This is a genomic window from Massilia aerilata (genome assembly GCF_042656905.1).
Lineage (GTDB): Bacteria > Pseudomonadota > Gammaproteobacteria > Burkholderiales > Burkholderiaceae_D > Telluria > Telluria aerilata.
Window position 1 is genome coordinate 180,133 of sequence record NZ_JBHSMZ010000010.1, and the last position, 26,178, is coordinate 206,310.

A 26,178-nucleotide genomic window follows, 5' to 3' on the forward strand; every position below is an offset into this window, starting at 1 on the left:
CTCATTTACTGAGCAAATAGGCGCTGATGTCGCGCGCATCGCTTTCCGTCACGCCCATGGCCGGCATCGCCGCGCCCGGGTCGATGGCTTGCGGGTTGCGGATCCAGGCGATCAGGTTGTCCTGGGTGGGCGCCAGCCTGCCGGCGATGACGGGGCGCCGCGCCAGCCCGTCCAGCGGGCGGCCGACGTCGACCTCGGAGCCGGTGACGCCGGGGATCGTGTGGCAGGATTGGCAGGCGTACTGGGCGATGATCTTCTTGCCGCGGCGCGGATCGCCGCCCTGCGAACCGTCGGGCGCCGGCGTCGCTTCGTTTGCCGCCAGTGCACGGTAGGCTGCCGCATCGAGGTCCGGCAGCCGGTTCAGGAAGGCCACCAGCGCCCAGGTGTCGGCCTCGCCCAGGCGCAGTTCCCAGGCCGGCATGCCGCTCATCTTGATGCCGTGGCGGGTGATCCAGTACAGCTCGCGCGGCTTCCAGCGCGCGGCGGCGTCGACCAGCGGCCCCGGCACCGGCTGCATGCTCTGGCCATGCGCCGACGGCGGCGTGGCCGGGCCGCCGTGGCATTGCGCGCAGTGCTCGCGGTACAGGCCCGCGCCGCGCCGCAGCTGGGCGGGGTCGCCCAGGCTGGGCGTGACGATGCTCTTCGCGTGGTGGCGCACCGAATTGTGCATCGCCTGTTCCAGCAGGCTGTACACGGGCTGCAGGTGCTGGGTGGAGGCGCCGATGTCGTACCAGCCGGCCTGGTAGACCGTGTAGCCGCCGGCCGCCGCAATGCCTCCCGCGGCGAGCAGTGTCATTACAGCGGTCTTGACGATCAGGCGGGTGCGGGAGGCGGCCATGGATTCGCTAGGCGTAACGTGTTAAATAAAATACATCGTTTCCGTTATTATAAAAGTCATCCGCTTTGGCGGCCCGATCCGCGAATCCAACCGTGTGGCCCTACCGTGACTTCGAACCAGTGATGACGATGCCGTCCCATCATCTCCGCCGAACTGCCTGCCTTGCCCTGTGCGTGCTTCCTCTGGCCGCCTGCAGCGGCGAGACCAGGGAAAAGCAGGTGCGCGGCGGCGACGCCAAGGTCGGCAAGGCGCTGGTGACCCAATACCAGTGCGGCGCCTGCCACAAGATCCCGGACGTGCGTGGCGCCGACGGCAAGTCCGGGCCGCAGCTGGACGGCTTCGGAAAGCTGAGCTATATCGCCAACGGCATCCCCAACCAGCCGGACCGGCTGGTGGCCTGGCTGCTCGACCCGCCGGCCATGAAGCCCGGCACCGCGATGCCGGCCATGAGCCTGACCGAACAGGAGGCGCGCCACATGGCGGCCTACCTGTACACGCTCAGGTCCAGGCCCAAATGAGCGAACCGCTGCAATCGGTGCTGCATCCGGCCGGCGCCGACGCCGACCTGATCGGGCAATTCGCCTGGGTGCTGTTCGGCGCCGGCCTGCTCATCTTCCTGGCCGTGCTGGCGCTGCTGGGCCTCAGCCTGCGCCGCCATGAGGCGCCCCTGCGTTCCGGGCTGTGGATCGCCGGCGGCGGCATCGTCCTGCCGGTGGTCCTGCTCACCATCCTGCTCGGCTGGAGCACCTGGCGCAGCGCCGGGCTGGTGCCGCAAAGCTCCGACAAGGCGCTGGCGATTTCCGTGACCGCGAAGATGTGGTGGTGGGACGTCCATTACCGCGACCCGGTCTCGGGGCGCGAGATCGCCACCGCCAACGAGATCCGCATCCCGGTCGGGCGCACGGTCTACCTGGGCCTGAACGCGGCCGACGTGATCCACAGCCTGTGGGTGCCGGCGCTGGCGGGCAAGCGCGACATGATCCCGGGCCGCGTGACCGGCCTGACCCTGCGCGCCGACAAGCCGGGCGTCTACCGCGGCCAGTGCGCCGAATACTGCGGCACCCAGCATGCGCACATGGCGCTGCACGTGGTGGCGCTGGCGCCCGCCGAGTACGAAAGCTGGCTGGCGAACCAGGCCAGGCCCGCGCGCGCGCCCGAAGCCGGGCTGCCGCTGCGCGGGCGCGCGGTCTTCTTCGAACAGCGCTGCCAGAACTGCCACACGATCCGCGGCGTGGCCGAGAGCGCGCACCTGGGCCCGGACCTGACCCACGTCGGCAGCCGCATGCAGATCGGCGCCGGCCTGCTGCGCAACCACGGGGGCGCGCTGGCCAGCTGGATCGCCGACCCGCAAGCCCTGAAACCCGGCGTGTTCATGCCGGCCGCCTCCGGCATCGACGGCGAATCGCTGCGCGCGCTGGCGGCCTATCTCGAGGGGCTGGAATGACGCGTCCGGACGGCGAACTGGAAAAGCTCGAGGAAGTCTGGCGCACCCGCAGCGGCTGGCGTTTCTTCTCCTCGGTGAACAACACGAACATCGGCCTGCTGTACATAGCCACCGCCTTGCTGTTCTTCGTGCTGGCCGGGGTGCTCGGGCTGCTGATCCGCACCCAGCTGGCGCTGCCCGACAACAAGCTGCTGGGCGCGGAAGCCTACAACCAGGTGTTCACCATGCACGGCACGGTGATGATGTTCCTGTTCGCGATTCCGGTGGTCGAGGCGATCGCCGTCTACCTGCTGCCCAACATGCTGGGCGCGCGCGACTTGCCCTTCCCGCGCCTGTCCGCTTACGCCTACTGGGCCTATGCCTTCGGCGGCCTGGCCTTCTTCTGCACCCTGTTCGTGGGCCTGGCGCCGGATGGCGGCTGGTTCATGTACCCGCCGCTCACCGGCACCAAGTACTCGCCCGGGCTGAACGCCGATTTCTGGCTGCTGGGGATCGGCTTCATCGAGATCTCGGCGATCGCCGGCGCCATCGAACTGATCGTCGGCATCCTGTTTACGCGGGCGCCCGGCATGACGCTCGGCCGCATGCCGGTCTACGCCTGGGCGATGCTGGTGGTGGGCCTGATGATCGTGTTCGCCTTCCCGGCCGTGATCGCCGGCACCGCCTTGCTGGAGCTCGAGCGCGCCTTCGACTGGCCCTTCTTCATCGCCGAGCGCGGCGGCGACCCGCTGCTGTGGCAGCACCTGTTCTGGTTCTTCGGCCACCCCGAGGTCTACATCATCTTCCTGCCCGCCGCCGGCATGGTCTCGACCATGATCCCGACCATCGCCGGCGCCAGGCTGGTCGCGCGGCACGCCATCGTCGCGGCCCTGCTGGGCGTGGGCGTGTTCAGCTTCGGCCTGTGGGCCCACCACATGTTCACCGCCGGCCTGGGCGTGCTGGAAATGAGCTTCGTGTCGGCGGCCAGCATGGCGGTGGCCGTGCCCACCGCCATCCAGGTGTTCGCCTGGATCGCCACGCTGTGGAAAGGGAAGGTGACCTGGAACGCGCCGACCCTGTTCCTGCTCGGCTTCATGTTCATCTTCGTGCTGGGCGGGCTGACCGGGGTGATGGTCGCGGTGATCCCCTTCGACTGGCAGGTGCACGACACCTATTTCATCGTCGCCCACTTCCACTACGTCCTGATCGGCGGGATGGTGTTCCCGGTGTTTGCCGCCATGTATTACTGGCTGCCGCTGGTGAACGGCAACCGCCTGTCGGAGCGCCTGGCGCGCTGGGTGTTCGGGCTGATGTTCATCGGCTTCAACGTCGCCTTCTTCCCCATGCACATCACCGGCCTGCTGGGCATGCCGCGCCGCGTCTACACCTATGCGCCGGAGATGGGCTGGACCGGCCTGAACCTGCTGTCGACGGCGGGCGCCTTCCTGTTCGCGGCTGGCGTGGCGCTGTTCGCCGCCGACGCCTTCCGCACGCTGCGCCGGCCCGAACGCGAGGTCGGCAACCCGTGGAATGCGTCGACGCTGGAGTGGCTGCCCTCCGAGGATTACGGCAACCGCAGCATCCCGCGCGTCACCTCGAGCGATCCGCTGTGGGACGAACCGGAACTGGCGCGCGAAGTGGAGGAGGGCGGGCACTACCTGCCGCATACCGCCACCGGCTTGCGCGAGACCATCGCCACCAGCGCGGTCGCGGCCGAACCGCGCTACCTGCTGGTGCTGCCCGGCGACAGCTGGCTGCCGCTGCTGGGCGCCTTCGGCACCTCGGCCTTCTTCCTGCTGCTGACCGTGAAGCTCTACTTCCTGGCCTGGACTGCCGGCGCGCTGGCGGTGGGCTCGGTGCTGGGCTGGATGTGGGAGTCGGACCGCGCGCCGCCGGCGATCGAGCAGGTGGAAGCGCTTGAAGGCGAGCCGCTGCCGGTCGGCGCCGTCGGCAAGGCATCGCATTCCTGGTGGGCCACCGTCATCATGCTGGTGGTCGACGCCAGCATCTTCGCTTCCTTCGCCTTCGCCTATGTGCACGTGTCGATGCGGCTGCAGGTGTGCCCGCCGCCGGGCGCGGCGCTGCCGCCGCTGGCGCAGGCGCTGTGGTCCTGCGGCCTGCTGGCGCTGGGCTCCCTGCTGGTGTGGCTGGCGCGGCGCAGTCTCGGCAAGCGGCGCCTGCCCTGGCTGGTGCTGCTGGCGCTGGCCTGCGCGCTGGGCGCCTTCGTGCTCGACCTGCAGGGCTGGCGCGGCGGCCTCGATCCCTCCCTCAGCGCCTGGGCCGCGGCGATCGCGGCGCTGGCCAGCTACCAGGGCCTGCACATCGTCCTGCTGCTGGTGCTGGCGCCCTACCTGGCGCTGCGCGCCTGGCGCGGCCACCTGGGCCCGCGCAGCCGCGCCACGCTCGACAACATCGCGCTGGTCTGGCACTACACGACGCTGCAGGGCATCGCGGCGGTGGCGGTGGTGCGCCTGATGCCCTTGCTGATGGAGTAAACATGGCTGCCTACGCACGCAGGGAAGGTTTCTGGCGCCGCACACTCGGCGTGACGCTGCCGCTGCTGGTCTGGATCGGCCACTTCGTCTTCTGCTACGGACTGGCGGCGGCGCAGTGCTCGCCGCGCGGCCTGCGTGCGGGCGGGCCGGACCGGCTGCTGCTGGGTGGGGTGACGGTGGCGGCGTTCGCGATCTGCGCCTTGATGGCCTGGCGCCGGCGCGCGGCGCTGCTGGACCGCCACGCCGGGCTGGCGCGGCGGGCGGGGGCGCTGCTGGCCCTGCTGGCGGCGATTGCGATCGCCTGGGCGGGCATCCCCTTGCTGCTGGTGGACGGCTGCGCCTGAGCCGCCGCGCAGTGAAGCGAAGGCTCAGCGCGGCTTGCGCGGACGCAGGCGGCGGTGCAGCAGCAGGGCGATGGCGGCCACGCCGGTCAGCCACAGGCTGCCCGGCTCCGGCAGTTCGTGGGGTTTCGCCGGGGTCTTGCCGCCGGTCGTCGGATCGGTCTGCAGCGTGGGCGCCGGCGGTTTGAGCGGGTCGGTGCCGGCGGGCTTGGTGGCGGTGCCGCCAGTGGTCCCGCCAGTCGTGCCGGTCGTGCCCCCGGTGCCGCCGGTGCCGCCGGCCGAGGTGCCGCCGGCCGAGGTGCCGCCAGCCGAGGTGCCGCCGCTCGGGGTCCCGCCGTCGGTAGCGTTGAGGGCGCCGCTCAGCGCCGGATCGCCGCCCTTGCCGCTGCCGCCGCTGTCGCTGCCATAGCTGAGCGAACCGTCGGTCGCCGCCGTCGAGTCGTTGCTGGCCGCGCTGCCCGCGCTCGTGCCGGAGGCCGGGCTCGAGACCCCGGCCAGCAGGGTCTGGTGGCTGCCGATGACCGGGAAGCCGGGGAGGCCCAGGCCCATGCTGCCGTTGCTGAAACCGCTCTGCGCCAGGCCGGCCGCGGTTTGCGGCGGCGGCAGGAGGCCAGCCCCGTTCGGGTAGGCCTGCGCGATGAACTGCTGGCCGGCGCCGGCTTCTTTCTCCAGGGCGGCCGCGGTCTGCAGCAGCGCGCTTTCGCCGCCATCCTGGGCCTGCACGGCCGGCGTGTCGAGTTCCTGTTCGCCCGGCCCCTTGGCCTCGACCGGCAACCGGGGCGTATCGGAAATGCGGTTGCCGCAACGCGCGCGGATGTCGTTCTGGCCGTCGGACAGGATGGACTCGCCTTCGGCCAGGGTCACCGGGCGCGAAGTCCAGTACACATGGTCGCCTTTGCGGTAGGAGACGTAGACGGCGCGCGCCTTCTGCACGGTCTGCAGGCTGGCCTTGTCCACCGCAAAGCCGGCGTAATGCGCGGCCACGGTCTTGTCGGCAAGGACCGCATGGGCGATTTCGGCGCGGCTGGTCACGCCGCCCGGCACGATCGAAAACGGATACACGCGCCGCGGCGCCGCCGGCGTGGACCCATCGGCGACGCGCTTGATCTCCGGCGAGAGCCGGAGCTGCGCTTCCGGCGCGGCGGCCGTGAAGCTGTTCCCGACTGCCTGTTGCGGTTCCTGGCGCAGCAGGAAGGCGGCGCAGCAGGACACGGTGAGCATGGCCGCCACGGCCATGCGCTTCTGCAGGCGTGCTTGCTTGACGCTTCGGCGAATATAGGCGCGGCGGATGTCCATGTTCAAAATATGAAAGTAGGAGAGGTCCTACAGGCTATCTCTTTGCTCTTGGTAAATCTACATTTCTTTAAGAAATTTTTATTGCAATGTAGACATTTAGATACACTAACGGCGGCCCGGTTCGAACATTTTTTCGCGGAACTCAGCTAGGCCAGCGCGATCCTACGTAGTATGAATAATGTCTTCCCCAACGGTATCCACCGCGGTTGCGCTCTGCGCTTCGCCTTGGCTCTGCACCGGACAATCTTCTGCGCCCGCGTGTCTAACCACGAGCAAAAGGACGATCTCGCGCCAGCAACGGGTGCTGGAACTGTACTGCGCCAGTCAGGGGTAGCTATGCGAGATGACCGCAGCCGCAAGAACCAGAAGCTGATCGACGGCGTGCGTCAGGTCGTGAGGGATGTCCAATGTTAACCTCCCACAAGATCGCGCTCGACCCGAACAATGTGCAAGCCACGTACTTCGCGCGCGCCGCCGGCACCGCCCGCTTCGCTTACAACTGGGCATTAGCCGAGTGGCAGCGCCAGTACGCCGCGCACCAGGCCGACCCGGACCTTCCTCAGCCATCCCGGCTGTCGTTAGGGCGCCAGCTGAACGCGATCAAGCGTGAAAAATTCCCCTGGATGCTGGAGGTGACGAAGTGCGCGCCGCAAATGGCGATCATCCAGCTGGGCCGGGCGTTCGAGAATTTCTTTGCGCGCCGGGCGCACTACCCGCGGTTCCGGCGGAAGGCGGCGCACGACCGGTTCAGCTTGACCAACGATCAGTTCCGCGTCGAAGGCAAGCGCATCCATATCCCGAAGCTGGGATGGGTGCGCCTGCGCGAGGCGCTGCGTTTTACGGGGCGGGTCATTTCAGCGACGGTCTCGCGCCACGCCGGCCGCTGGTACGTTAGCATCACCGTCGACACACCAAATGTAACCCTGCCGCCAGCCGAAAACCAAGGCGCGGTTGGGGTCGACCTCGGGGTATCGGCGTTGGCGACCCTGTCGAACGGCGAGGTATTCACGGGAGCGAAGGCGCTGCGCGGCTTGCTGGTGCAGCTACGACGTCTGTCACGCGCGGTGTCGCGCAAGATTAAGGGCTCACGCAACCGGAACAAGGCTAGGGAACGTCTGGCGAAGCTGCACGCGCGGATTGGCAATTTGCGCCGCGAAGGCCTGCACCAGCTTACTACCAGTATCACGCGGCGCTTCCACACGATTGGCATCGAAGACCTGAACGTGAAAGGCATGCTGGGCAATCGGCGCCTGTCCCGTTCGATCGCCGACATGGGTTTTTATGAACTGCGCCGTCAGCTGACGTACAAGGCGACCTGGCGCGGCGGCCAAGTGGTGGTGGCAAATCGCTGGTACCCCAGCAGCAAGACGTGCAGTTGCTGCGGGCACCAGTTGCAGACACTGACGCTGGACCAGCGCCGGTGGACCTGCCCGGACTGCGGCGCACACCTCGACCGCGACGTTAACGCGGCGGTCAACCTGAAAAACATGGCGGTCAGTTCGACCGCGACAGCCTGTGGAGGGGCGGGCGCTGGCCTGGTGCGTAAGCGCGAGGCGAAACCGGCCCCGGTGAAGCAGGAATCCAACAGCACGGCAGCTTTGAGTAACGATGGCTAGCTATGCTTAAGTTTGGAAGGACGGTTATACTTAGGCATGGATATCACCCGCTGCACCTGGGCCAACACGGACAATCCAAAATACATCGCCTATCACGACCATGAGTGGGGCGTGCCCTGCCATGACGAGACGACGCTGTTCGAGATGCTGAATCTCGAAGGCGCGCAGGCCGGGCTGTCGTGGGAGACGATCCTGAACAAGCGCGATACCTACCGCGTCGCCTTCGACGGCTGGGATGCGGAAAAGATCGCGAACTACGACGACGCCAAAGTGGCATCGCTGCTGCTCGACCCCGGTATCGTGCGCAACCGCCTGAAGGTGGCGGCGGCGATCAACAACGCCAGGGCTTATCTACGCATGCGCGAAGAGGGCCTGAGCCTGGACCGGTACCTGTGGTCCTTCGTCGATCATCAGCCGATCGTCAACGACTGGCCGGACGGCGGCCGGCCGGCGCGCACCGAACTCTCGGACCGCATCTCGAAGGACCTCGGCAAGCGCGGCTTCAAGTTCGTCGGCTCGACCATTATCTACGCCTACATGCAGGGGATCGGCATGGTGGACGACCACGACCGCGGCTGCATCTGCCGCCAGCGCCCGCGGGAAGCACGAAGGGCTTGAATCATGGACTACCGGGACGCATGGCATGGCCAGGCGCGCTGCACCGTCTTCGACGCCGCCTATGGCGACGGCGCCGGCTTCAGGGTGCTGGCCGATGTCTGGCGCACCGACCCGCACCGCTCGCCGCACCTGCACGTGATCGCCTTGAGCAGCCTGCTGCTTCCGGGCTTCCACCGCATCCCGCAAGCCGAGCCTGGGCTGACGCTGGATCTGCTCAGCGCCACCATCGACGACGCCTTGAGCCAGCTGAGCGCGCGCGTCGACCTGTTCCGCCTGCATGGCCTGGAGCAGGCCGGCGCCGGCTTCGCGCGCGCGCTGGCGCGGGTGGCCGCACCGCAGGCGCGCCTGCTGGGGCAGGGTTTGACGCCGGCGCAGGTGGCGGCGCTGCAAGCGCAGGGCTTCGTGTTCGAGGCCTGCGCCGAGCCGGATAAACAGAAGGCCCATTTCGCCAGCCGCAAGCCGCGCCCGCCGCTGCCGCCGCTGCCCGAGCGGCGCGCGATCGTGCTGGGCGCCGGCATTGCCGGTTCCGCCGCCTGCGAGCGCCTGTGCGCGCGCGGCTGGGACGTCACCCTGGTCGAGCGCCATCCGCGCCCGGCCATGGAAGCCTCGGGCAACCGCGCCGGCATCTTCATGCCCCTGGTCTCCAGGGACGACAATATCCCGACCCGCCTGACCCGCGCCGCCTACCTGTACGCACTGCGCCACTGGGAGCGCCTGGGCGGCATCGGCGGCGCCATCGAAGGCCAGGCCTGCGGCGTGCTGCAGCTGGCGCGCGACCCCGGCCACGCCGAGGTGCAGCGCGCGATCGCCGCCAGCGGCGCGCTGCCCGCCGAGTTTGCCGAGTGGCTCGAACAGCCGCAGGCGGAAAGCCTGCTCGGGCTGCCGGCGCCGGATGGCGGCTGGCTGTTCCGCCAGGGCGGCTGGGCGCGGCCCGGCAGCGTCTGCGAAGCCATGCTGGCGGCTTGCGGCGGGCGCCTGCAGCAGCGCTTCGGCGTCGGCAACGTCGCCATCGCTTATGTGGAACGGCATTGGGAAGTCAGCGACCAGCATGGCGTCATCGTCGCGCGCGCGCCGACCCTGATCCTGGCCAACGGCGCCGGCGCCATGCAGGTGCCGCACGCGGCGCCGCTGCCGCTGACGGCGATGCGCGGCCAGGTCAGCCATGTGCCGGCCGGGATGGTGCCGGCGCTGCCGGTGGTGCTGTGCCGCGAAGCCTACCTCACGCCGCCCGCGCACGGCGTGGCCAGCGCCGGCGCCACCTACGACGTCGACGGCGATCCCGAACTTTCGCCGGCCAGCCACGAGGAAAACCTGCAGCGCCTGCGCGGCCTGCTGTCCGATCCGCAGGCGGCGCAAGGCGCGCCGCTGCAGGGCCGCGTGGGTTTCCGCTGCATCGCCCCGGACCGCCTGCCGCTGGTCGGCCGCCTGCCGGACTTCGGCGCGCTTGGCACGACCGAGCGCCTGCGCGACGTGCCGCGCCATCCCGGCCTGTACGCGCTGCTGGGCTATGCCTCGCGCGGACTGATCTGGGCCGGCTGGGCCGCCGAGCTGCTCGCCGCCCAGCTCGAGGGCGAACCGCTGCCGCTGGAATCGGCGCTGGTCGACGCCCTCGACCCGGCCCGCTTCGTGTTGCGTGCACGCCGCACGTCACGGGGGCCGCAAGCCACCGATATTTAATTTCTTTTAAGCAATTCGATCGAAAAAGGTACAATTGACGTCCAGCAACATTTCACACATTGAAAGGTTGAAATGGACGACCTATTGGCCGACACGCCGCCCGACACGCCCGATACCCACGACCTGTTCCTGTTTCTCGCATCGACCGCGCACGACATGAAGAACTCGCTCAGCGTCCTGTCCGGCACGCTGGAGCGCCTGCTGGTCGCGCCGCCTTCGCCTTCTTCGCCGAAGGGCGACTCGGCCTATCCGGAAATGGCGCACATGCTGTACCAGACCAAGCGCCTGAACGACAACCTGATGCAGCTGCTGGCCCTGTACAAGCAGGTCGGCAAGCCCGACTATCCCTTCGACCTGCAGCCGGTCGAGCTGGGCCAGCTGGTCGAGCAGGTGGTGGCGATCGGCCGCGTGCTGCTGAAGTCGCGCGGCATCCGGCTCGAACTGGACTACGACCCCGGCCTGATCTGGCACCTGGACGAAGACCTGGTGGTCGGCGTGCTCTCGCATGCGATCAACAACGCCATCCACTACACCTGCGACTGCGTGCGCCTGGCGATCCGCGAAAGCGAAGGCTGGCTCGAGCTGCGGGTCGAGGACAACGGCCCCGGTTATCCGCCGGCCCTGCTGAAGGCGGGCGCGATCGCCACGCGCGAGGTGGCGGGCGGGGTCAACTTCCTGACCAACAGCGCCGGCCTGGGCCTCTACTTTTCCAGCAAGGTCGCGAAGATGCACCGTCACCGCGGCCAGGCCGGCAGCCTGCGCCTCGAGAATGGAGGGGCATATGGCGGCGGCTGTTTCATCCTGAGGCTGCCATGAACCCCGTCAGCGCCGCCGGCGCCGCCGAGATCGACTGGGCCGGCAAGAACTACCTGGTGGTCGACGATTTCGTCGGCATCCGCCAGCTGCTGCGCGAAAGCCTGCGCAGCCTGGGCGCCAGGAACATCGACCAGGCTTCGAGCGGCGGCGAGGCGATGGGCCTGCTGTCCCGCGTGCGCTACGACGTGGTCCTGTGCGACTACAACCTGGGCGACGGCAAGAACGGCCAGCAGGTGCTGGAAGAAGCGCGCGTGCGCAACCTGGTCAACCCCAGCACCGTGTGGCTGATGGTGTCGGCCGAGAAGAGCGTCGAATCGGTGATGGGCGCCGCCGAGCACCAGCCCGACGCCTACCTGATCAAGCCGATCACCGAGGGCGTGCTGCTGACGCGCCTGAACCGCGTGTGGCACAAGAAGCAGGTGTTCCGCTCCATCGACCAGGCCTGCGCCGAGAAGGACTACCTGCGCGCGGCCAGGCTGTGCGACGCCCGCATCGGCAGCGACAAGATCCACCAGCTCGAGCTGCTGCGCATGAAGGCCAGGCTGATGGAAAAGAGCGGCCAGCCGGCCAGGGCGCGCGAAGTCTATGAGCAGGTGCTGGAACAGCGCGAGTACCAGTGGGCGCGCGCCGGCCTGGCCAAGATCCGCATGGCCAACGGCGAGTTCGAGCAGGCGCGCCAGATCTTCCAGAGCGTGATCGCCGAGAACCGCTATTACATCGACGCCTACGACCAGCTGGCCGCCGCCTACCAGAACATGGGCAAGATGGAAGAAGCCGGGGCGATCCTGGAACGCGCCGCGAAACTGTCGCCGAATTCGGTGACGCGCCAGCGCAACCTGGGCAACATCGCTCTCAAGCTGGGCAACGTGCAGATGGCCGAGAAGGCCTTCCGCAAATGCATCGCGATCGGCGAGTACTCGATCATGAAGACGCCGGACGCCTACCTCGGGCTGGCGCGCGTCTGCGGGCAGAAGAACGACACCAAGGAAGCGCTGCAGCTGCTCATGACGGCCCAGCGCGAGTTCGGCCACGAGCACCCGGACCTCCCGCTGCGCGCGAAGATCACGGAAGGCCTGGTCTACCATGAGAGCGGCGACTACCGGCGTGCGCGCAAGGCCGGCGACGAGCTCGAAGAAATGCTCAAGCTGACCCCGGAACGCCCCGACACCGGCACCTGCCTGGAGCTGGCGACCCTGCTGTTCGCGGTGGGCGTGAAGGATGCGCCGGTCGAGCTGCTGTGCTACGTGATCCGCAACAACCACGACAACCCGCTGCTGCTGGACGAGGTGCAGGCGATCTTCGAGAAGGCCCGCATGGGCGAGGAGGGCCTGGCCCTGATCCGCAGCTCGAAGAAGGAAGCGGCGGACCTGATGAACCAGGGCGTGCTGCTGTGGAAGACCGGCAAGCTGGCCGAGGCCGTCGAGTGGATGCGCAATGCGCGCAAGGCGGTGCCGAACAACCAGCGGATCCTGTTCAACGCGGCCCAGATCATGGTCTCGCACATGCAGCAGCACGGCCACGATGCGGATTTGTGGGCCGAAGCCCAGGACGTGCTGCACCACGTCGACCACCTGCTGCCGGGGCAGCAGCGCTTTGCGCAGTTGATGGAGCAGTTGGCGGATCTGCAGCCGGCGCCCGACGGCGCCGGCGTTGCCGTGGTGGCGTGATTACGCCTTGTCGGCCTTCGGCTTGCCGCCGCGCGCACGGCCGTTGCCGTTCGGCGCTGCCTGCGGTGCCGGTTCCGTCGGCGCTTCCGGCGCCGGCGCCTCCGCCTTCGCCGCCCCATCCGCCGGCGTCATCGCCGTCGCCACTGCCTGCGTGAACTGTTCCTGAAGCATATTCCACCAGGCCAACGCCGCCGGCATGCCCATTGCCGCGGCCGGGTCCGGCGCCGCTTGCTGGTCCTGGGCCGGCGCGCCGGGCTGGGCCGCGCCGCCGCCGCCCTCCTTGCCCGCACCCGGCTGGCCGAACAAGGCGCCGAAAGGCATGCCCGCCATTTTCTCCGCGCTGACGCCCGACTGGCGCATGGCCTCGGCCATCGAGGCGCCCATCGCCTTCAGGGTGGACATCGTGGAACGCTGGACTTCCATGGTCTGGATGGTCCCGCGCAGCATGGTGACGTTCATGTTCAGCCAGGATTCGACGGCCTTCAGGTCGGCGATGCGCTTGTCGAGGTCTTCCACCGACATCGGCGGCGCGGCCATGCCCGACATGTTCGTGCCCGGGAGGTTCATGGAACCCCACAGGTTCTTGACGAAGTCCAGCGTATCCGTCATTCCAGGCATGTTAGCGGCGGGTGGTTTCTGCATGATCGTCTCCTGTTATGGTCTCGCTTAAGACTAGCAGATAACGAATGGCGCTCATAGACGTTACACTAGCCGGATGAGCCTCGCTATCGCCTCGAACCGCCGCCGCCGGAAAATCGTGTTCGGCGCGCTCACGGTCCTGCTGCACCTGCTGCTGCTGGACTGGTTCGGCGGGCAGCTCGGCAAGCCGCGCGAGCCGGCAAAGCGCGAGGCGCCGCCGGCCGAAGCGCGGCTGCTCAAGACGCCCGTCACGCCGGTGCAAGCGCCGGACGTGCAGCCGCCGCAGCCGGTCCTGCAACCGCCGCCGCCGATCCCGCCGCTGCCCCTGGAACCGGTGGAGGTGGCGCAGGCCGGCGATGCGCCCGCCGCTGCCGGCGAAGGTGAAGGCGCGCGCGCGCCCGTTCCCGACGCCGCGCCCGGCGACCAGGCTGGGACGCCGGCCGCGGGGCAGGGGAGCGCCCCGAATGGCGTGGCCGACGTACAATCGTCCCAGGCCGGCGCGCCGGCGCAGCCAGCCGCGGAGCCGGCCGCCAAGCCCGCACCGGAGGCGCGCAAGTATAAAGTCGACCTGCCGCCGGCGGCCGATATCCAGATGGACGTCGCCCGCACGGATGCGAACGGCACCAACTGGAGCGGCGACGCCCTGCTGTCGTGGACGCTCACGCCGACCTCCTACAAGATCCGCGTCGAGGCCGGCATCACGGTCGTGTTCGCGCACGTGAACCTGCTGACGCTGACCAGCGAAGGCACGGTCGGCGATGAGGGCTTCATGCCGGCCCTGATGACGGAAAAGCGGCGCGGCAAGTCGATGACGGCCACCCACTTCAACCGCAACACCGGCCGGCTGAGTTTTTCGGCCTCCGAAGCGAACTATCCGCTGGTGTGGGGCGCACAGGACAAGGCCAGCGTACCACTGCAGCTGACGGCGATCGCGCGCGGCGATCCGCAACAATTGTCGGGCAATATAGACATCCTTGTCGGCGAAGACCGCGACGCCAGCGTTTTCAGTTTTGTGGTGCTCGGCCAGGAACAGATCGACACCCGCATGGGCAGGATCGCCACCTGGCACCTGGCGCGGCCGCCCAAGCCCGGCTCGTACAACTCGCGCCTGGACCTGTGGCTGGCGCCGGATCACGGCTGGATGCCGGTGCAGATCCGTAACCTGGAAGCCAGCGGGGCGGTGACGACCCAGACCGTGAACAATATCGTGATGAAGAATTCAGGAAGCTGACATGAACAAGATGTGGAAACTGGCCGGGGCGAGTCTGCTGCTGGCGACGACGATGGCCGCGCATGCGGCGCCCGCGGCGGACGACGAGCACCCGTCGCAGGTGCGCCCCTTCAACCTGCCGCCCTCGGCCGACCTGGCCTACTCGATCAGCGCCCGCCAGCGCGGCTTCACCCTGAACGGAGACGCCACCCTGAGCTGGCGCCAGGGCGAGGGCAAGTACACGATCAACACCGATTCGCGCGTGGCCCTGCTGGGCAAGCTGACCGAGAACCGCAGCCAGGGTACGATCGACAGCTTCGGCCTGGCCCCGAACGAGTACTACGACAAGCGCTTCCGCAAGGACCCGGTCACGGCCAGCTTCGACCGCGAGGCCAAAACCATCAGCTTCAGCGACGGCAAGAAAAGCTACCCGATCAAGGGCGGCGAGCAGGACCGGGTCTCGATCTCGTGGCAGCTGGTCGCCCTCGCGCGCGCGGCCAGGGACAAGTTCAGGACCGGCTCGGAATGGGACTTCTTCGTGGTCGGCCCGCACGACGCCGACCCCTGGACCTTCCGCGTGATCGGCCGCGAAAAGGTGCAGGCCGGCGCCGCCATCGGCACGGTCGACACCGTCCACGTGCTGCGCGAACCGCCGCCGGGCACGAAGGACCAGACCCTGGACATCTGGCTGGCGCCGTCGCTGGAGTGGTATCCGGTCAAGCTGCGCTTCGTCGACAACGAGCGGGATTACGTCGAGCAGACGCTCGAAAAGATCACGAAGCGCTAGCCCTTCGTCCCCGCTCAGATCTGGGCGATGCCGCCGTCGACGAATAGCTCGATGCCGGTGATGAAACTGGCGTCGTCGGAGGCCAGGAAGACCGCGGCCTTGGCGATCTCGTCGGGGTCGCCCACGCGGCCCATCGGAATCTGCGACGCGAAGTGATCGAGCAAGCCTTGTTGGCTGGCTTCGTCGGTTCCGGCCAGTTCCACCAGGCCTGGGGTCTTGATCGGTCCCGGACTGAGGGTGTTGACGCGTATGCCGCGGCCTTTCAGGTCGAGGATCCAGTTGCGCGCGAACGCACGCACCGCGGCTTTCGAGGCGGCGTAGACGCTGAAGGCCTCGGTGCCGCTGCTGGCCGCCGTCGAGCCGGTCAGGATGACGGAGGAGCCGGCGCCAAGCAGGGGCAGGGCCGCCTGCACGGTGAACAGCGTGCCTTTGACGTTGCGCGTGAAGGTGTCGTCGAATTGGGCTTCCGTAATCTGGCCCAGCGGCAGCATCGAGCCGCCGCCGGCGTTCGCCATCAGGACGTCGAGCCTGCCATGTTCCGCCTTGATGCGGTCGAACAGCCCTTGTACCTGATCGAGCCGGGATGAATCCACCTGCACGGCGACGGCGCCGGCGCCGATCGCCTGCGCGGCTGCATCCAGTTCGGCCTGGCGCCGGCCGGTGATGTAGACGGTCGCGCCTTCGGCCGCGAAGCGCTTGGCGACGGCCTGGCCGATACCGGTGCTGCCGCCGGTGACGACGGCGATTTTCCCTTCGAGTTTCCTGGACATGGTGTTCTCCTTTGTTTGAACGAGGTCCAGTGTGCGCGTCCGGGCGCTTTTCGATAAGAGGCCAAACGCGCATAATGTCCATGCAAAAAACGCATGAATGCCGGAGCGGGTGGCTATAAAATGAATAAATTAACAGCGATGGAATGCTTCGTGCGCGCGGTCGAAACCGGCAGCTTCTCGGCCGTGGGGCGCGAGCTGGGCATCGGCCAGCCGAATGTCAGCCGCAACATCGCCGCCCTGGAGCAGAGCCTGGGCACCCAGCTGCTGCACCGCTCCACGCGCAGCCTGGCCGTGACACCGGAAGGCCAGCGTTATTACGAGCAGGCGCGCGCCGCGCTCGACCTGATCGGGCAGGCCGAATCGGACGCCAGGGGGCAAAGGAATCCACAGGGCCTGCTGCGCATGGCCTGCTCGCAGGCGCTCGGCGCAGAAAAGATCATCGCGGCCATGCCGGGCTTCATGGCGCGCTATCCGGATCTCGAGCTCGACCTGCTGCTGAGCGATGCGTATGCCGACCTGGTTGCCGAAGGCCTGGACCTGGCGGTCCGTGGTGGCGTGCTGGCCGACAGCGCGCTGCGGGCGCGCCGCCTGGGCAGTTCGGAACGGGTGCATGTCGCCAGCACGGCCTATCTCGACGCCCGCGGCACGCCGGACACGCCGGCCGCGCTCGCGCAGCACGAATGCATCCTGTACACCCACATAGCGCGCGGTGACCGGTGGCCGTTCAGGGAAGGGGAAGTGCAGGTCGGCGGCCGCATGCGGGTGAATAACCTCGAAGGCATACGGCGCGCGGTCATCGGCGGCATCGGGATCGGCTACCTGCCCAGCTGGATGGTTTGGGACCAGGTGCGGGACGGCAGCCTGCGCGTGGTGCTGGCCGGCCATGCGACCGGGCCGACGCCGATACACGCCGTGTACGCGGCCCAGCGCCTGCTGCCGCAGCGCGCGGTCGTCTTCATCGACTACATGGCCGAGGTGTTCGCCGCCACGCCGGGCTTGAACGGCAGCTCGGTACTCGACTGAGCTGCCTGGGCTTAATCCTGGATGCCCGGATCATCCGGCGAGTCGTTTTCCCAGTGCAGAACCATCTCCTTGGGCGCGTTCCCCACTTTCAGCGTGCGCTTGAAAGTCTTGCCCTCGGCCGCCGCGCTGATCTTGTAGGTCCCCGGCGGCAGCTTGGCGAAGAACATCGGCCCCGTGTTCGCCACGCTCAGCACGCTGGCGCCCCTGGCGTCGGCGATGTCGAGCTGGACGTCGGAGCGGTAGGCGCCGGTCTGCCTGGTGGCGAAGGTCAGGCGCAGGTTGTAGTCGGCCTTCAGGGCCTTCATGGCGTTCTGCTCGTCGGTGCCGACGCCGCCGTTGATGTAGGTGACGCCGTTCTGCTCTTTCGGCTGGGCGGCGGCGATGGCGGGTGACATGGCGCAAACGGCCAGGACGAGGGCCGCGTTCGCTAGTGCTCGGTACATGGCGTTCTCCTTAGTTTCTGATGTAAATATCGCAACATCATTATCCTTCTGTGCCGGAAGAGGGGGCGCGCGGCTGAGATTTCATTTATGACTGCGCGTCACAAATCTTGCTTGCTTGGCAAGTCAAGCCTTGTTTTGTTGCCGTTGCTTATTAGGCAGATGTGGGCGCCGCTTTTATTAGTTGCCGGGTCTTAACTGTTATACTGACGCCCCCGCGCACTCCGCCCCGGCAGCCGCGCGCGTTACAAAACCGGCAACTGGTAAGCCCTACGATGATCGACAACCTGGCAGGCGCCGCCGCCGCCGACCTCCATTCCATAGCGCCTGACGAGCTCGATCCGCTGCAATCCCACTTCCAGGAGGGAGTGGCGCCGGACGAGATCGAGCAGGTCTATCACCTGAAACGCGCCCAGCCGATGCTGCAGGCGTTCACCGCCCTGTTCCACGGTGGCCAGGACGGCGTGATCGTGCGCCTGCTGGTGCTGCGCGAGCTCGCCGCCGAAACCGGCGAATCCGCGTTCTCACGCGCCGACATCAACACCAAGTTCGCCTACCTGATCCCGGAAAGCCTGGAAACGGTGCTGGGCCGCCTGCGTTCGCACGGCCTGCTGGCCTGGGACAATCCGGCCGCCGTGTACCGCATCACGCCGCTGGCGCGCAACGTGCTCGCCGCGCTCGACACCCTGCTGGCGCTGGGCCGACCGGAAGAAGACGAGGCCGAGATGGGCTTCCTGCTGTCCCAGGTGGCCGGCGCCCAGGCCGTGGGCGGCGTCACGGTCGAGCAGCTCAAGCACCTGCTGGGCCGCCTGATCGAGCTGCACGAGGAATTCCGCGACGCCATCGCCTCGGGTTCCGAATTCCGCCTGCGCGCCTCGCAGGCGAAGTGGCACATGGCCTGCGACTGGGTCGAGAAGGGCTCGACGATCCTGCGCGCGATCACCTCAAGCGAGCAAGCCGATGCGGCCACGCACAAGGCGGCGCAGGCGATCGGCCGCGCCCAGTCCTCGCTGCTGAACATGCAGGGCATGTTCTCGCGCGCGCTGAACCAGATCGAGCGCCAGCGCGTGCACCTGGGCCAGTCGGGCCTGTCGACCACCGACATCAAGCGCTGGCTGCTGGCGCACGAAGACCTGGCCGGCCTGGCCGAGGGCGCGATCGAGCGTCCGGTGCTGCCGCTGTTCGTCACGCCGGCCGAGATGATCGACGTCGCCGAGACCGAGCTGATGACGGAACGCGCCGTCAACGTCGCGCCGGGCGGCCTGCCGAGCGGCGAAGACGCCCCGACCACCATCAACGACAACCCGGCGATGCAGGCGGAGCTCGACGACTGGATCAAGCGCCTGGCGGACTTCGCCAACCTCGATAACTTCCCGGTGATGGCCGAGGGTGCGCCGCGCAGCGTGGCGATCCAGGACTCGCTGCTGCCGGCCAGCTTCGCGATTGCGTCCTACCGCGCCTCGCTGCTGCCGCTGCTGGGCGACCCCGCCGAGGCCAGCCTGCAGGGCCCGACCGCCGAACTGGCGCGCCTGCCGGTGCTGTTCTCGTCCGAGGACGAGATGGTGCAGCTGGACGACCCGCACGTGATGGCGATGTCGCGCGCAACCCTCTCATTGAATCTAGATCTGGACAGTAAAGAAGATGAATGACGACGCACAAATCCTGATTGCGCGACTGCTCACGCACCAGACCCTGCGCCGCGACGACAAGATGGTCAAGCGCGCGCTGTCCGACGATACCTTCCGCGCCGAGATCGACAAGCGCCTGCTGGAATCCGGCCTGAAGCTGATCGACAACGTGTATGCCGACCACGTCACGCTGGCCCTGCACCGCAACGTCGAACCGAAGATCTTCGGCGCCCGGGACATCTGGCAGAACAATAACTTCGGCCTGACCCGCGACGGCGTGGCCCTGCTGGTGGTGCTGTGGGCGCAGATCATCCTGCCCAAGCGCCAGCGCCAGGAAACCCACCAGGCGATCGACGTCGACCAGTCGGACATGTTCGACAAGGACAACCCGATCCCGCGCGCCGAAGACACCTCGATCGGCATCTCCTACACCGCGCTGCTGGCCGACTTCGGCGACAAGCTGGGCAAGAAGACCCGCATGGACATGAACCTCGGCCTGCTGTCCAAGCTCGGCTTCATCGAGCGCCGCGGCGACGTGATCCTGGAAGGCCCGCTGCTCGACCTGCTGATGGACACCGACCTGCTGAAGGAGCGCATCATCAACGGCGCCCTGGCCGACGTGTTCAAGCGCGCCCCGACCGCCGTGGTGCCGCGCCGCGTCGTCAGCGAAGCAGCCAACGACGCTGACCCCGTCGTCGCCGAAGAACCCCAGGAGTAAAGCGCATGTTCCACATCAAATCTCTCGAGCTGGTCCACTGGGACTACTGGCAGCGCATCAAGAACATCCCGCTCGACGCCAAGATCATCACCATCGCCGGCCAGAACGGTTCCGGCAAGACCACGCTGCTGGACGCGCTGCGCACCCTGTTCGGCCTCGATTGCTCGATGGGCCGCACCTATAAGCACTATGCGCGCCACTCGGGCCAGCAGAGCGCCTGGATCCGCGCGGTGGTCGACAACAAGGCCTCCGGCCGCCAGCTGTCGAACCGTCCGTTCCGCCACAGCGGCTTTTTCAGCGACGACGAAGTGACCCTGTTCTGCCAGGTGCAGAAGAACGGCGGCGACTGGAAGCGCCAGTACCTGATGCGGCCGGGGAATATCGACATCGAGGAAGTGACCGAGGCCACCGACTGGCTGGGCGTCGAGAACTACCGCAAGCGTCTCGCATCGGCGGGCCTGTCGCCGGCGATGTCGAAAGTGCTGGCGCTGGAGCAGGGCGAGACCGACAAGCTGTGCGAATACTCGCCGCGCCAGCTGCTGGACCTGGTGTTCCAGGTCTTCGGCGACAAGGAAGTGCTGGACGCCTACGACGAAGCCAAGCGCCACCAGCGCGACACCGAATCGGAGCTGAAGCGCTTCGAGGCCGAGCTGGAGACTTCCCGCATCAACCTCGAAGGCCTGCGCCTGCGCGTCGCCAACTATCACCAGTGGGAAGACCTGAACAAGGAACGCCAGGCCTTGGTGGAAGAAGCGCTGCCCAGCCTCGAATACCACGAAGCCCGTGAAAAGGCGGGCCAGGCCAGCCGCGCCCTGCGCGAAGCGAAGAAGCCGCTGGTGCAGGCCGACAGCCAGCTGGCCGAAAAGCGCCACGCGCTGGCGGCCCAGCAGCGCGCGCTGACCGAGGCCCAGCAGCAGGAAGTCCAGCTGGAGCAGGAAGCGAACACGCTGGCCGGCCGCCTGACGGAAGTCAACCGCAAGCTCAAGCCGCTGGAAAGCCTGCTCGAGCAGAAGGAACGCCTGCAGAAGCTGGCCGCCGACTCCGGCGCCGACATCGCCGAGGTCTCAAGCCAGCTGGAAGCGAAAGAAGCGCAGCTGTCGAAGAAGAAGACCGAGCGCGAGAACCTGGGCGGAAGGATCGCCGAGGCGATGTCGACCATCTCGGCCCTGCAGGGCAAGAGCTCGATGCCGGAACCGGAAGCCCAGCGCCTGATGCGCCGCGCGCTGAACGATGCGAACATCCGCCACGCCATGCTGTCCGATATCGTCGAAGTGACCGACCCGAAATGGCAGGGCGCGGTCGAGGGTGTGCTGGGCGGCTATGCCTCGGTGGTGCTGCTGGAAAGCGCGAAGGACGCGCCGGCCGCCTACAAGCTGGCGGAAAAAGAACGCTATCGCCACTTCATCGTGCCGGATTGCGTCAGCGCCCCGGTGGTCAAGGACGACACCCTGCTGTCCGTGGTGCGCTTCAGCTCCAAGGCGCCGGGTTGGCTGATCGACCAGCTCGAGCGCATCGAGCGCGTGGAATCGGTCGACCAGGGCTTCAAGAGCGATGCCGACGAGTGGATCACGCCGGACGCCTACCACCGCGAACGCCGTGGCGGACGCTCGCTGTTCGTCGAGCCCTCGCGCTACCGCTTCGGCGCGGCTGGTAAAACCCAGCGCCTGGAAGCGATCCAGAAAACGCTGCCCGCCCTGGAAGCCCAGGAAGACAAGCTGACGCTGGAAATCAGCAAGCTGGCGACCGAGGTGTCGGCGCTGCGCGTGCGCATCGCCGGCGTCGACGCCGTCAAGGAACTGAGCGCGCGCCAGGCCGAGTTCGAGGAAGCCCTGCGCGCCATCGAGCCGCTCAAGACCGAGCGCCTGGAAGTCGGCGCGCGCCTGGGCGAGCTGCAGGTGCTGACCAAGAACGCGACCGTCACCCGCACCCGCGCCGACACCGTGTGGCAGAACGCCCGCATGGCCCTGTCGGAAGCGGAAGCCGGCATGCGCCTGAACCACCGCCGCCAGATCGACCAGCGCAGCGAGCATGCGCGCGCCCTGCTGGAGCTGCGCCGCAACTGGCGCCACGTGCCGAAGGCCTGGCGCCAGCCGGAGCGCCGCGCCGCGCTGGTGGCCGCGCACCAGAACACGCACCAGGTCAAGCTGCGCGTGGGTTCGCTCGAGACCTCGCTGGCGCGCAGCGACTGGGAACACGATCCGACCGTGATCGACCAGTACGCGCGCCTGAACGACCAGCTGTCGAACCGCCAGAACGAGACCGAGGAGCGGCGTTACCAGAACAACCGCGCGATCGAGGCCACGGACAACGCGCGCGGCGCCTATATCGAGCGCCTGCGCTACACGATCAAGACCTACACCAAGAACATCCGCGAGCTGGGCGAGCTGGCCAACATCGAAGTCACGGTGGATCCGGTGCGCCTGGAGAACGACGACCTGCAGCTGGCCCAGGCCGGCCTGCACGTGCGCTTCAAGTTCGACGGCAAGGGCCAGATCGGCATGAACGACGGCGAAGCCTCGGGCGGCCAGCAGGTCATGAAGTCGCTGGTGCTGCTGATCGGCTTGCTGAAGTCGGAAGAAGGTTCCGGCGGCTTCGTGTTCATCGACGAACCCTTCGCCCACCTGGACATCCGCAACATCCAGCTGGTCGGCGAGTTCCTGAAGAACACCGACGCCCAGTACCTGATGACGACGCCGCTGACCCACAACACGGACGTCTACGACCCGTCGGACCTGACCCTCATCACCAGCAAGAAGAAGAAGGACACGCAGTGGGCGCAGCCGATCTTCGTGCTGCAGCGCCGCCAGGCGGGGGACGAGGCGAAGGCGGCGTAAGCTGCGCAAGCCGCGTCCGAGACGGTCGGCGATCCGGTGGACGCCGGCCGTTTTTATTGGGTGTGCCGCTGCAAGGCCAGGCGCGCCATTTCTCCGACCGTTTGCCAGTGCTCGCGCCGCAGCGCCGCCCGCTTGCGGTGCCGGGACGAGATCTCCGCCAGGGGCTTGAGCTGCAGGGGCAGGGCGATGCGCCAGCAGCGGCCCGCCAGCGGCACGCCGCCCAGGGTCTCCCAGAAGCCGTCGTAGGCATTCGCGAAATGCCTGGCGTCGGCGGGTGTCCAGGCGCTTTGCCAGCCGGCCTTGATGGCGGCGATCTGCCTGAAACCGAGCGCCTCGGCGATGCCCTGCAGCGCGGCGAAGCAGAAGTAGCTGGGCGAGTTGTGGGGGAAGGCCAGGCCGAAGGCGCTGAAGGCATCGGCGACGTCGGCGCGGTGGCCCTGGTTGCGCGCAATGAAGGGGACCACGGACGCATCGAGGCCGGCAAAGGCGCCCTCGACCCAGCTGAAGGACAGGCGGTGCAGGCAGCTGGCGTTGGCGCACATGGCGATCGTCAGGTCGCCTTCCGCGCACAGGCGCGAGGCCATCTCGAGCCGGATCGTGAAACACCAGCCGGCCTCCCGGTCTTCGTGCCGCCACAGCAGCAGGCCGCCGTTGCGGTACACCGCATGCTTGTAGGCGGCGTCGAAGGCGCTTTCCTCGAAGCGGTAATGGGCCAGCACGCAGCGCACCCGCTGGCGCAGCGACATGCCCCTGGCCAGATAGTGGCGGTGGCTCAGGTGGTGGAAGACGTCGTCGTGCGCCAGGGCCACGTAGCGGCGGTGGATGTCGAGCGCCAGCAGCTGGCGGTGGGCGCGCTGGAACAGCAGCACGCGCAGGCTGCGCGCGACGCAGGCCAGCCAGGAGGGCAGCGGATAGTGGCGACGCGCCAGCCAGTGCCTGGCGAGGAGAGTGAACACCATCGAGGATCCGGTATTATTGCAAATAATGCAATTGTCTCCCGGACCGGGTAGCGCGGTATTGGAGTGGAACAAGCTATCCTGCTAGCCTGCCAGGGCCTTGAGCAGGTAATCCGTATCGCGGCGCAGGATGGATTCGTTGAAGCCCAGCTGCGCCTTCCCGTCGTTGAGCTTGCCGAGCCGCACATTCGCCTTTTGCAGGCGCTCTTCCAGGCCGGCCTGGCGCGCCGGAGAGATTTCCAGCACGGCCAGGTTGCTGCCGTTCTCGATGCGTTTCACCTTGAAGCCCGGCGTGCGCTCGAGCGCCGCCATCAGGCGTTCGCCGGCCGCGCGCACGCGGGCATAGCGTTCCTCGGCGCCGTCCAGGGCGTCCAGGGCCGGCAGGGCGGCCTGCCAACCGTGGTAGATGGCGCCGCCGAAGAGGTGGCGCAGCTCGCGCGCCTTGGCCATCAGCGGTTTCGAACCGGACAGCACGCCGCCGAAAGGCGCGCCGAGGTATTTGTAGAGCGAGACATAGACCGTGTCGACATGCGCGCAATAGTCCTTGACGCGGAAGCCGGCCATGCCGCTCATCAGCAGCAGGCGCGCGCCGTCCAGGTGCAGGGGAATCTTGTTTGCACGCGCGGTCTGCGCGATCTCGGCCACCAGCGCCGGCGTCAAGCTTGCGCCCTGGGCCCGGCGCACCGGGCTTTCGAGGGCGATCGCGCCGACCTTAATCGGATAGGGGCCGACTTCGGCGCGCTCGATCGCCGCCCTGATCTCTTCCAGCGTGGGCGCCGCCTTGCCCGGCGCCAGCGGCACCAGGTTGATGCCGCTGAGGGTGGTCACGGTGTTCGACTCGTCGCGGTAGACGTGGCTTTCCTGCTGTACCAGCGCGTGCCGGTTCTCGCCGCACAGCAGGCGCAGGGCGATGTGGTTGGCCAGGGTCCCAGTGGGCATGAAGACCGTGTCTTCCTTGCCGAGCAGGGCCGAGAACTTCGCTTCCAGTTCCGCGACTGCCCCGCCGGCCAGGTAGCCGTCGCCCGGTTTCGTATGCTTGTCGAGCAGGGCCTGCAGGCGCGCGGGCTCGGCGGCCAGGCTGCGCGGCAGGGCATCGCCGGCCAGCACGACCAGGGTGTCCATCTCCGTGGCGGGCGCCGGCGTGGCATTCGCTGCGGCGGCGCCGTATTGCGCGTGGACGCTGCCCGCTGCCAGGCCCAGTGAAGCGATCGGTACGGCTCCAAGGAAACTGCGGCGGTTCAGCGTCATGGGCTGTCCTTTATGCGTTGTCGACCGCCTTGCGCAGGCGCTGGCGCCAGCGCATCAGGCTGGCCGAGAAGGTGCAGAAATAGGCGCCCGTCAGGCCGACGCAGAACATCGTCGCCTCACTGTCCGAAAAGCGCGGATTCGGGCGGCTGCTGCCCTGGTTCATGTAGATCTCGATGCCCAGGTAGATCACGCGCGCCACCAGCAGCATCGCCACCAGGATGCCCATGCGCATGGGCGGCGTGAAGAAATAGCCTTCCGGGGTGTCTTCGAAGCGGGTGCGGCGCAAGCCGTAGGTACCGAGGCCGATGCCGGCGATTGCCCCCAGCGCCAGCGCCGCCAGCGACAGGGGGCGGTCGGCGAGTTCGGCGAGCGGCACCAGCACCATCGCGCCGAACACCAGCAGGCCGGTGTAGTGGCGCGACATGATCGAACGCTGGCGCATCATCTGGGTCTTGAGGCGCTGGTAGATGCGCCAGACCAGAACGGGAACGAGGAGGATGAGGGCGGCAGTGGTGATGCTCATTGGGCAGTGGCGGGGGCGGCGGCAGTAGCGGCGGCTGTGCGCTTGCGCCAGGCAAGCAGGCCGGCCGCGAAAGTGATGTAGTAACCGGCGAGGACGCCGAAGATGCAGAGGGTCAGCGGGCTGCTGACGAACTCGTGGTGCGCGAGCTGGCCGTTCGCCTCGAGGACCTGGTAGGCGCGGTAGCCCATGCGGCCGAGGAACAGCAGGGCGACCAGCATGCCGATCGGCGCGTGCGGTGTGAAATAGTATTCATCGCCTTGCTGCTCGAATCTGGTGCCCTTGCTGCCGATGCGGCCCAGGATGACGCCGACCGCCAGCCCGGCGCCCATGCCGGCCAGCGCCATCGGCGCCTTCAGGCTTGCGGCCGCCAGCAGCAGGAGCAGCAGCGGGAAAAAGACCAGGGTGGTGCGATGGCGCCAGGTCTTGGAGCGCTGGCGCGTCGTCAGGCGCTTGATGCGGCTGTAGACACGCCACAGCACGAACGGAGCAAGGACGGCGGCAACGACGGGCGTAGGCAGCATGACGAATTCCTTCATGTCGAATCCGCCATTGTAATCCAGCCGGGCGTCGGCAAACCGCCCTGCATGCTAATGTTTTGGCTTCGAAATCCGGAGA

General features: G+C 67.8%; 24 protein-coding genes. 15 read left to right on the forward strand and 9 right to left on the reverse strand.

Annotated features, from left to right (window positions below; translation table 11 throughout):
• Position 1: 1 nt before the first annotated feature.
• Entirely contained in the window at positions 2–838 is an 837-nt protein-coding gene (locus tag ACFPO9_RS15365; RefSeq protein WP_379771988.1) for a c-type cytochrome, read from the reverse strand.
• A 173-nt stretch (positions 839–1,011) separates the two neighbouring features.
• On the opposite strand from ACFPO9_RS15365, the gene ACFPO9_RS15370 reads away from it, so the two are divergent.
• Genes ACFPO9_RS15370 through ACFPO9_RS15385 form a run of 4 tightly spaced genes read left to right on the forward strand, consistent with a single transcriptional unit; the run spans position 1,012 to position 5,100 of the window.
• Positions 1,012–1,356 carry a c-type cytochrome gene (locus ACFPO9_RS15370; RefSeq protein WP_379771989.1) on the forward strand — a complete coding sequence of 115 codons (345 nt, stop codon included), beginning with the start codon at positions 1,012–1,014 and terminating at the stop codon, positions 1,354–1,356.
• A complete protein-coding gene (locus ACFPO9_RS15375; RefSeq protein WP_379771990.1) occupies positions 1,353–2,282 on the forward strand; it encodes a cytochrome c oxidase subunit II in 930 nt (309 codons plus the stop codon). The genes ACFPO9_RS15370 and ACFPO9_RS15375 overlap by 4 nt, the downstream gene beginning before the upstream one ends.
• Positions 2,279–4,756, forward strand: coding sequence for a cytochrome c oxidase subunit I (gene ctaD / locus ACFPO9_RS15380; protein WP_379771991.1), 2,478 nt, complete (start codon positions 2,279–2,281; stop codon positions 4,754–4,756). Before ACFPO9_RS15375 ends, ctaD begins: the two co-directional genes overlap by 4 nt.
• A 2-nt stretch (positions 4,757–4,758) precedes the next feature.
• Positions 4,759–5,100 carry a hypothetical protein gene (locus ACFPO9_RS15385; protein WP_379771992.1) on the forward strand — a complete coding sequence of 114 codons (342 nt, stop codon included), beginning with the start codon at positions 4,759–4,761 and terminating at the stop codon, positions 5,098–5,100.
• Positions 5,101–5,124: 24 nt separating this feature from the next.
• Here ACFPO9_RS15385 and ACFPO9_RS15390 read toward each other — a convergent pair whose 3' ends face one another.
• The gene (locus tag ACFPO9_RS15390; protein ID WP_379771993.1) at positions 5,125–6,393 is read right to left on the reverse strand and encodes a hypothetical protein; all 1,269 of its coding nucleotides are present in this window, start codon (positions 6,391–6,393) and stop codon (positions 5,125–5,127) included.
• A gap of 407 nt (positions 6,394–6,800) precedes the next feature.
• Here ACFPO9_RS15390 and ACFPO9_RS15395 point away from each other — a divergent pair, with 407 nt between their 5' ends.
• From ACFPO9_RS15395 to ACFPO9_RS15415, 5 genes are all read left to right on the forward strand, one after another.
• Positions 6,801–8,009, forward strand: coding sequence for an RNA-guided endonuclease InsQ/TnpB family protein (locus ACFPO9_RS15395; protein ID WP_379771994.1), 1,209 nt, complete (start codon positions 6,801–6,803; stop codon positions 8,007–8,009).
• A gap of 36 nt (positions 8,010–8,045) precedes the next feature.
• On the forward strand, positions 8,046–8,627 hold the full coding sequence (locus ACFPO9_RS15400) for a DNA-3-methyladenine glycosylase I (RefSeq protein WP_379771995.1): 582 nt from the start codon (positions 8,046–8,048) through the stop codon (positions 8,625–8,627).
• A gap of 3 nt (positions 8,628–8,630) precedes the next feature.
• A complete protein-coding gene (gene mnmC1, locus ACFPO9_RS15405; protein WP_379771996.1) occupies positions 8,631–10,304 on the forward strand; it encodes an FAD-dependent 5-carboxymethylaminomethyl-2-thiouridine(34) oxidoreductase MnmC1 in 1,674 nt (557 codons plus the stop codon).
• Positions 10,305–10,376: 72 nt separating this feature from the next.
• The gene (locus tag ACFPO9_RS15410) at positions 10,377–11,120 is read left to right on the forward strand and encodes a sensor histidine kinase (protein WP_379771997.1); all 744 of its coding nucleotides are present in this window, start codon (positions 10,377–10,379) and stop codon (positions 11,118–11,120) included.
• Complete coding sequence (locus tag ACFPO9_RS15415; RefSeq protein WP_379771998.1) at positions 11,117–12,787, forward strand: tetratricopeptide repeat protein; 1,671 nt, start codon at positions 11,117–11,119, stop codon at positions 12,785–12,787. Before ACFPO9_RS15410 ends, ACFPO9_RS15415 begins: the two co-directional genes overlap by 4 nt.
• Here ACFPO9_RS15415 and ACFPO9_RS15420 read toward each other — a convergent pair whose 3' ends face one another.
• Complete coding sequence (locus ACFPO9_RS15420) at positions 12,788–13,429, reverse strand: PhaM family polyhydroxyalkanoate granule multifunctional regulatory protein (protein WP_379771999.1); 642 nt, start codon at positions 13,427–13,429, stop codon at positions 12,788–12,790.
• Positions 13,430–13,502: 73 nt separating this feature from the next.
• Between ACFPO9_RS15420 and ACFPO9_RS15425 the strand changes: the two genes are divergently transcribed.
• Positions 13,503–14,657: a DUF3108 domain-containing protein gene (locus tag ACFPO9_RS15425; protein WP_379772000.1), complete on the forward strand. Its 1,155-nt coding sequence runs from the start codon at positions 13,503–13,505 to the stop codon at positions 14,655–14,657.
• 1 nt (position 14,658) lies between these two features.
• On the forward strand, positions 14,659–15,423 hold the full coding sequence (locus ACFPO9_RS15430; RefSeq protein WP_379772001.1) for a DUF3108 domain-containing protein: 765 nt from the start codon (positions 14,659–14,661) through the stop codon (positions 15,421–15,423).
• 14 nt (positions 15,424–15,437) lie between these two features.
• Here the strand turns inward: ACFPO9_RS15430 and ACFPO9_RS15435 are convergent, their stop codons facing one another.
• On the reverse strand, positions 15,438–16,193 hold the full coding sequence (locus tag ACFPO9_RS15435) for an SDR family NAD(P)-dependent oxidoreductase (protein WP_379772002.1): 756 nt from the start codon (positions 16,191–16,193) through the stop codon (positions 15,438–15,440).
• Between the two features lie 120 nt (positions 16,194–16,313).
• On the opposite strand from ACFPO9_RS15435, the gene ACFPO9_RS15440 reads away from it, so the two are divergent.
• Complete coding sequence (locus tag ACFPO9_RS15440) at positions 16,314–17,216, forward strand: LysR family transcriptional regulator (protein ID WP_379772003.1); 903 nt, start codon at positions 16,314–16,316, stop codon at positions 17,214–17,216.
• An 11-nt stretch (positions 17,217–17,227) separates the two neighbouring features.
• On the opposite strand, the gene ACFPO9_RS15445 is transcribed toward ACFPO9_RS15440, so the two are convergent.
• Positions 17,228–17,659 carry a hypothetical protein gene (locus ACFPO9_RS15445; protein WP_379772004.1) on the reverse strand — a complete coding sequence of 144 codons (432 nt, stop codon included), beginning with the start codon at positions 17,657–17,659 and terminating at the stop codon, positions 17,228–17,230.
• Between the two features lie 272 nt (positions 17,660–17,931).
• Between ACFPO9_RS15445 and ACFPO9_RS15450 the strand changes: the two genes are divergently transcribed.
• Genes ACFPO9_RS15450 through ACFPO9_RS15460 form a run of 3 tightly spaced genes read left to right on the forward strand, consistent with a single transcriptional unit; the run spans position 17,932 to position 22,836 of the window.
• The gene (locus ACFPO9_RS15450; RefSeq protein WP_379772005.1) at positions 17,932–19,305 is read left to right on the forward strand and encodes a hypothetical protein; all 1,374 of its coding nucleotides are present in this window, start codon (positions 17,932–17,934) and stop codon (positions 19,303–19,305) included.
• A complete protein-coding gene (locus tag ACFPO9_RS15455) occupies positions 19,298–20,002 on the forward strand; it encodes a hypothetical protein (RefSeq protein WP_379772006.1) in 705 nt (234 codons plus the stop codon). The genes ACFPO9_RS15450 and ACFPO9_RS15455 overlap by 8 nt, the downstream gene beginning before the upstream one ends.
• A gap of 5 nt (positions 20,003–20,007) precedes the next feature.
• On the forward strand, positions 20,008–22,836 hold the full coding sequence (locus tag ACFPO9_RS15460; protein ID WP_379772007.1) for an ATP-binding protein: 2,829 nt from the start codon (positions 20,008–20,010) through the stop codon (positions 22,834–22,836).
• A gap of 53 nt (positions 22,837–22,889) precedes the next feature.
• Here ACFPO9_RS15460 and ACFPO9_RS15465 read toward each other — a convergent pair whose 3' ends face one another.
• The 4 genes from ACFPO9_RS15465 to ACFPO9_RS15480 all read right to left on the reverse strand — a co-directional run bounded on the left by ACFPO9_RS15465 (position 22,890) and on the right by ACFPO9_RS15480 (position 26,084).
• Complete coding sequence (locus ACFPO9_RS15465; RefSeq protein WP_379772008.1) at positions 22,890–23,795, reverse strand: DUF535 family protein; 906 nt, start codon at positions 23,793–23,795, stop codon at positions 22,890–22,892.
• Between the two features lie 81 nt (positions 23,796–23,876).
• Positions 23,877–25,040 (reverse strand): threonine aldolase family protein, encoded by a 1,164-nt coding sequence (locus ACFPO9_RS15470; protein WP_379772009.1) that lies wholly within the window; start codon positions 25,038–25,040, stop codon positions 23,877–23,879.
• Between the two features lie 10 nt (positions 25,041–25,050).
• Positions 25,051–25,563 carry a CcdC protein domain-containing protein gene (locus ACFPO9_RS15475; protein ID WP_379772010.1) on the reverse strand — a complete coding sequence of 171 codons (513 nt, stop codon included), beginning with the start codon at positions 25,561–25,563 and terminating at the stop codon, positions 25,051–25,053.
• Positions 25,560–26,084, reverse strand: coding sequence for a CcdC protein domain-containing protein (locus ACFPO9_RS15480; RefSeq protein ID WP_379772011.1), 525 nt, complete (start codon positions 26,082–26,084; stop codon positions 25,560–25,562). The genes ACFPO9_RS15475 and ACFPO9_RS15480 overlap by 4 nt, the downstream gene beginning before the upstream one ends.
• Positions 26,085–26,178: the final 94 nt, after the last annotated feature.

Coding starts and splice junctions, on each gene's coding strand:
- ACFPO9_RS15365 (WP_379771988.1), bottom strand. CDS start 838: ATGGCCGCCTCCCGCACCCGCCTGATCGTCAAGACCGCTGTAATGACA.
- ACFPO9_RS15375 (WP_379771990.1), top strand. CDS start 1,353: ATGAGCGAACCGCTGCAATCGGTGCTGCATCCGGCCGGCGCCGACGCC.
- ctaD (WP_379771991.1), top strand. CDS start 2,279: ATGACGCGTCCGGACGGCGAACTGGAAAAGCTCGAGGAAGTCTGGCGC.
- ACFPO9_RS15385 (WP_379771992.1), top strand. CDS start 4,759: ATGGCTGCCTACGCACGCAGGGAAGGTTTCTGGCGCCGCACACTCGGC.
- ACFPO9_RS15390 (WP_379771993.1), bottom strand. CDS start 6,393: ATGGACATCCGCCGCGCCTATATTCGCCGAAGCGTCAAGCAAGCACGC.
- ACFPO9_RS15395 (WP_379771994.1), top strand. CDS start 6,801: ATGTTAACCTCCCACAAGATCGCGCTCGACCCGAACAATGTGCAAGCC.
- ACFPO9_RS15400 (WP_379771995.1), top strand. CDS start 8,046: ATGGATATCACCCGCTGCACCTGGGCCAACACGGACAATCCAAAATAC.
- mnmC1 (WP_379771996.1), top strand. CDS start 8,631: ATGGACTACCGGGACGCATGGCATGGCCAGGCGCGCTGCACCGTCTTC.
- ACFPO9_RS15410 (WP_379771997.1), top strand. CDS start 10,377: ATGGACGACCTATTGGCCGACACGCCGCCCGACACGCCCGATACCCAC.
- ACFPO9_RS15415 (WP_379771998.1), top strand. CDS start 11,117: ATGAACCCCGTCAGCGCCGCCGGCGCCGCCGAGATCGACTGGGCCGGC.
- ACFPO9_RS15420 (WP_379771999.1), bottom strand. CDS start 13,429: ATGCAGAAACCACCCGCCGCTAACATGCCTGGAATGACGGATACGCTG.
- ACFPO9_RS15425 (WP_379772000.1), top strand. CDS start 13,503: ATGAGCCTCGCTATCGCCTCGAACCGCCGCCGCCGGAAAATCGTGTTC.
- ACFPO9_RS15430 (WP_379772001.1), top strand. CDS start 14,659: ATGAACAAGATGTGGAAACTGGCCGGGGCGAGTCTGCTGCTGGCGACG.
- ACFPO9_RS15435 (WP_379772002.1), bottom strand. CDS start 16,193: ATGTCCAGGAAACTCGAAGGGAAAATCGCCGTCGTCACCGGCGGCAGC.
- ACFPO9_RS15440 (WP_379772003.1), top strand. CDS start 16,314: ATGAATAAATTAACAGCGATGGAATGCTTCGTGCGCGCGGTCGAAACC.
- ACFPO9_RS15445 (WP_379772004.1), bottom strand. CDS start 17,659: ATGTACCGAGCACTAGCGAACGCGGCCCTCGTCCTGGCCGTTTGCGCC.
- ACFPO9_RS15450 (WP_379772005.1), top strand. CDS start 17,932: ATGATCGACAACCTGGCAGGCGCCGCCGCCGCCGACCTCCATTCCATA.
- ACFPO9_RS15455 (WP_379772006.1), top strand. CDS start 19,298: ATGAATGACGACGCACAAATCCTGATTGCGCGACTGCTCACGCACCAG.
- ACFPO9_RS15460 (WP_379772007.1), top strand. CDS start 20,008: ATGTTCCACATCAAATCTCTCGAGCTGGTCCACTGGGACTACTGGCAG.
- ACFPO9_RS15465 (WP_379772008.1), bottom strand. CDS start 23,795: ATGGTGTTCACTCTCCTCGCCAGGCACTGGCTGGCGCGTCGCCACTAT.
- ACFPO9_RS15470 (WP_379772009.1), bottom strand. CDS start 25,040: ATGACGCTGAACCGCCGCAGTTTCCTTGGAGCCGTACCGATCGCTTCA.
- ACFPO9_RS15475 (WP_379772010.1), bottom strand. CDS start 25,563: ATGAGCATCACCACTGCCGCCCTCATCCTCCTCGTTCCCGTTCTGGTC.
- ACFPO9_RS15480 (WP_379772011.1), bottom strand. CDS start 26,084: ATGCTGCCTACGCCCGTCGTTGCCGCCGTCCTTGCTCCGTTCGTGCTG.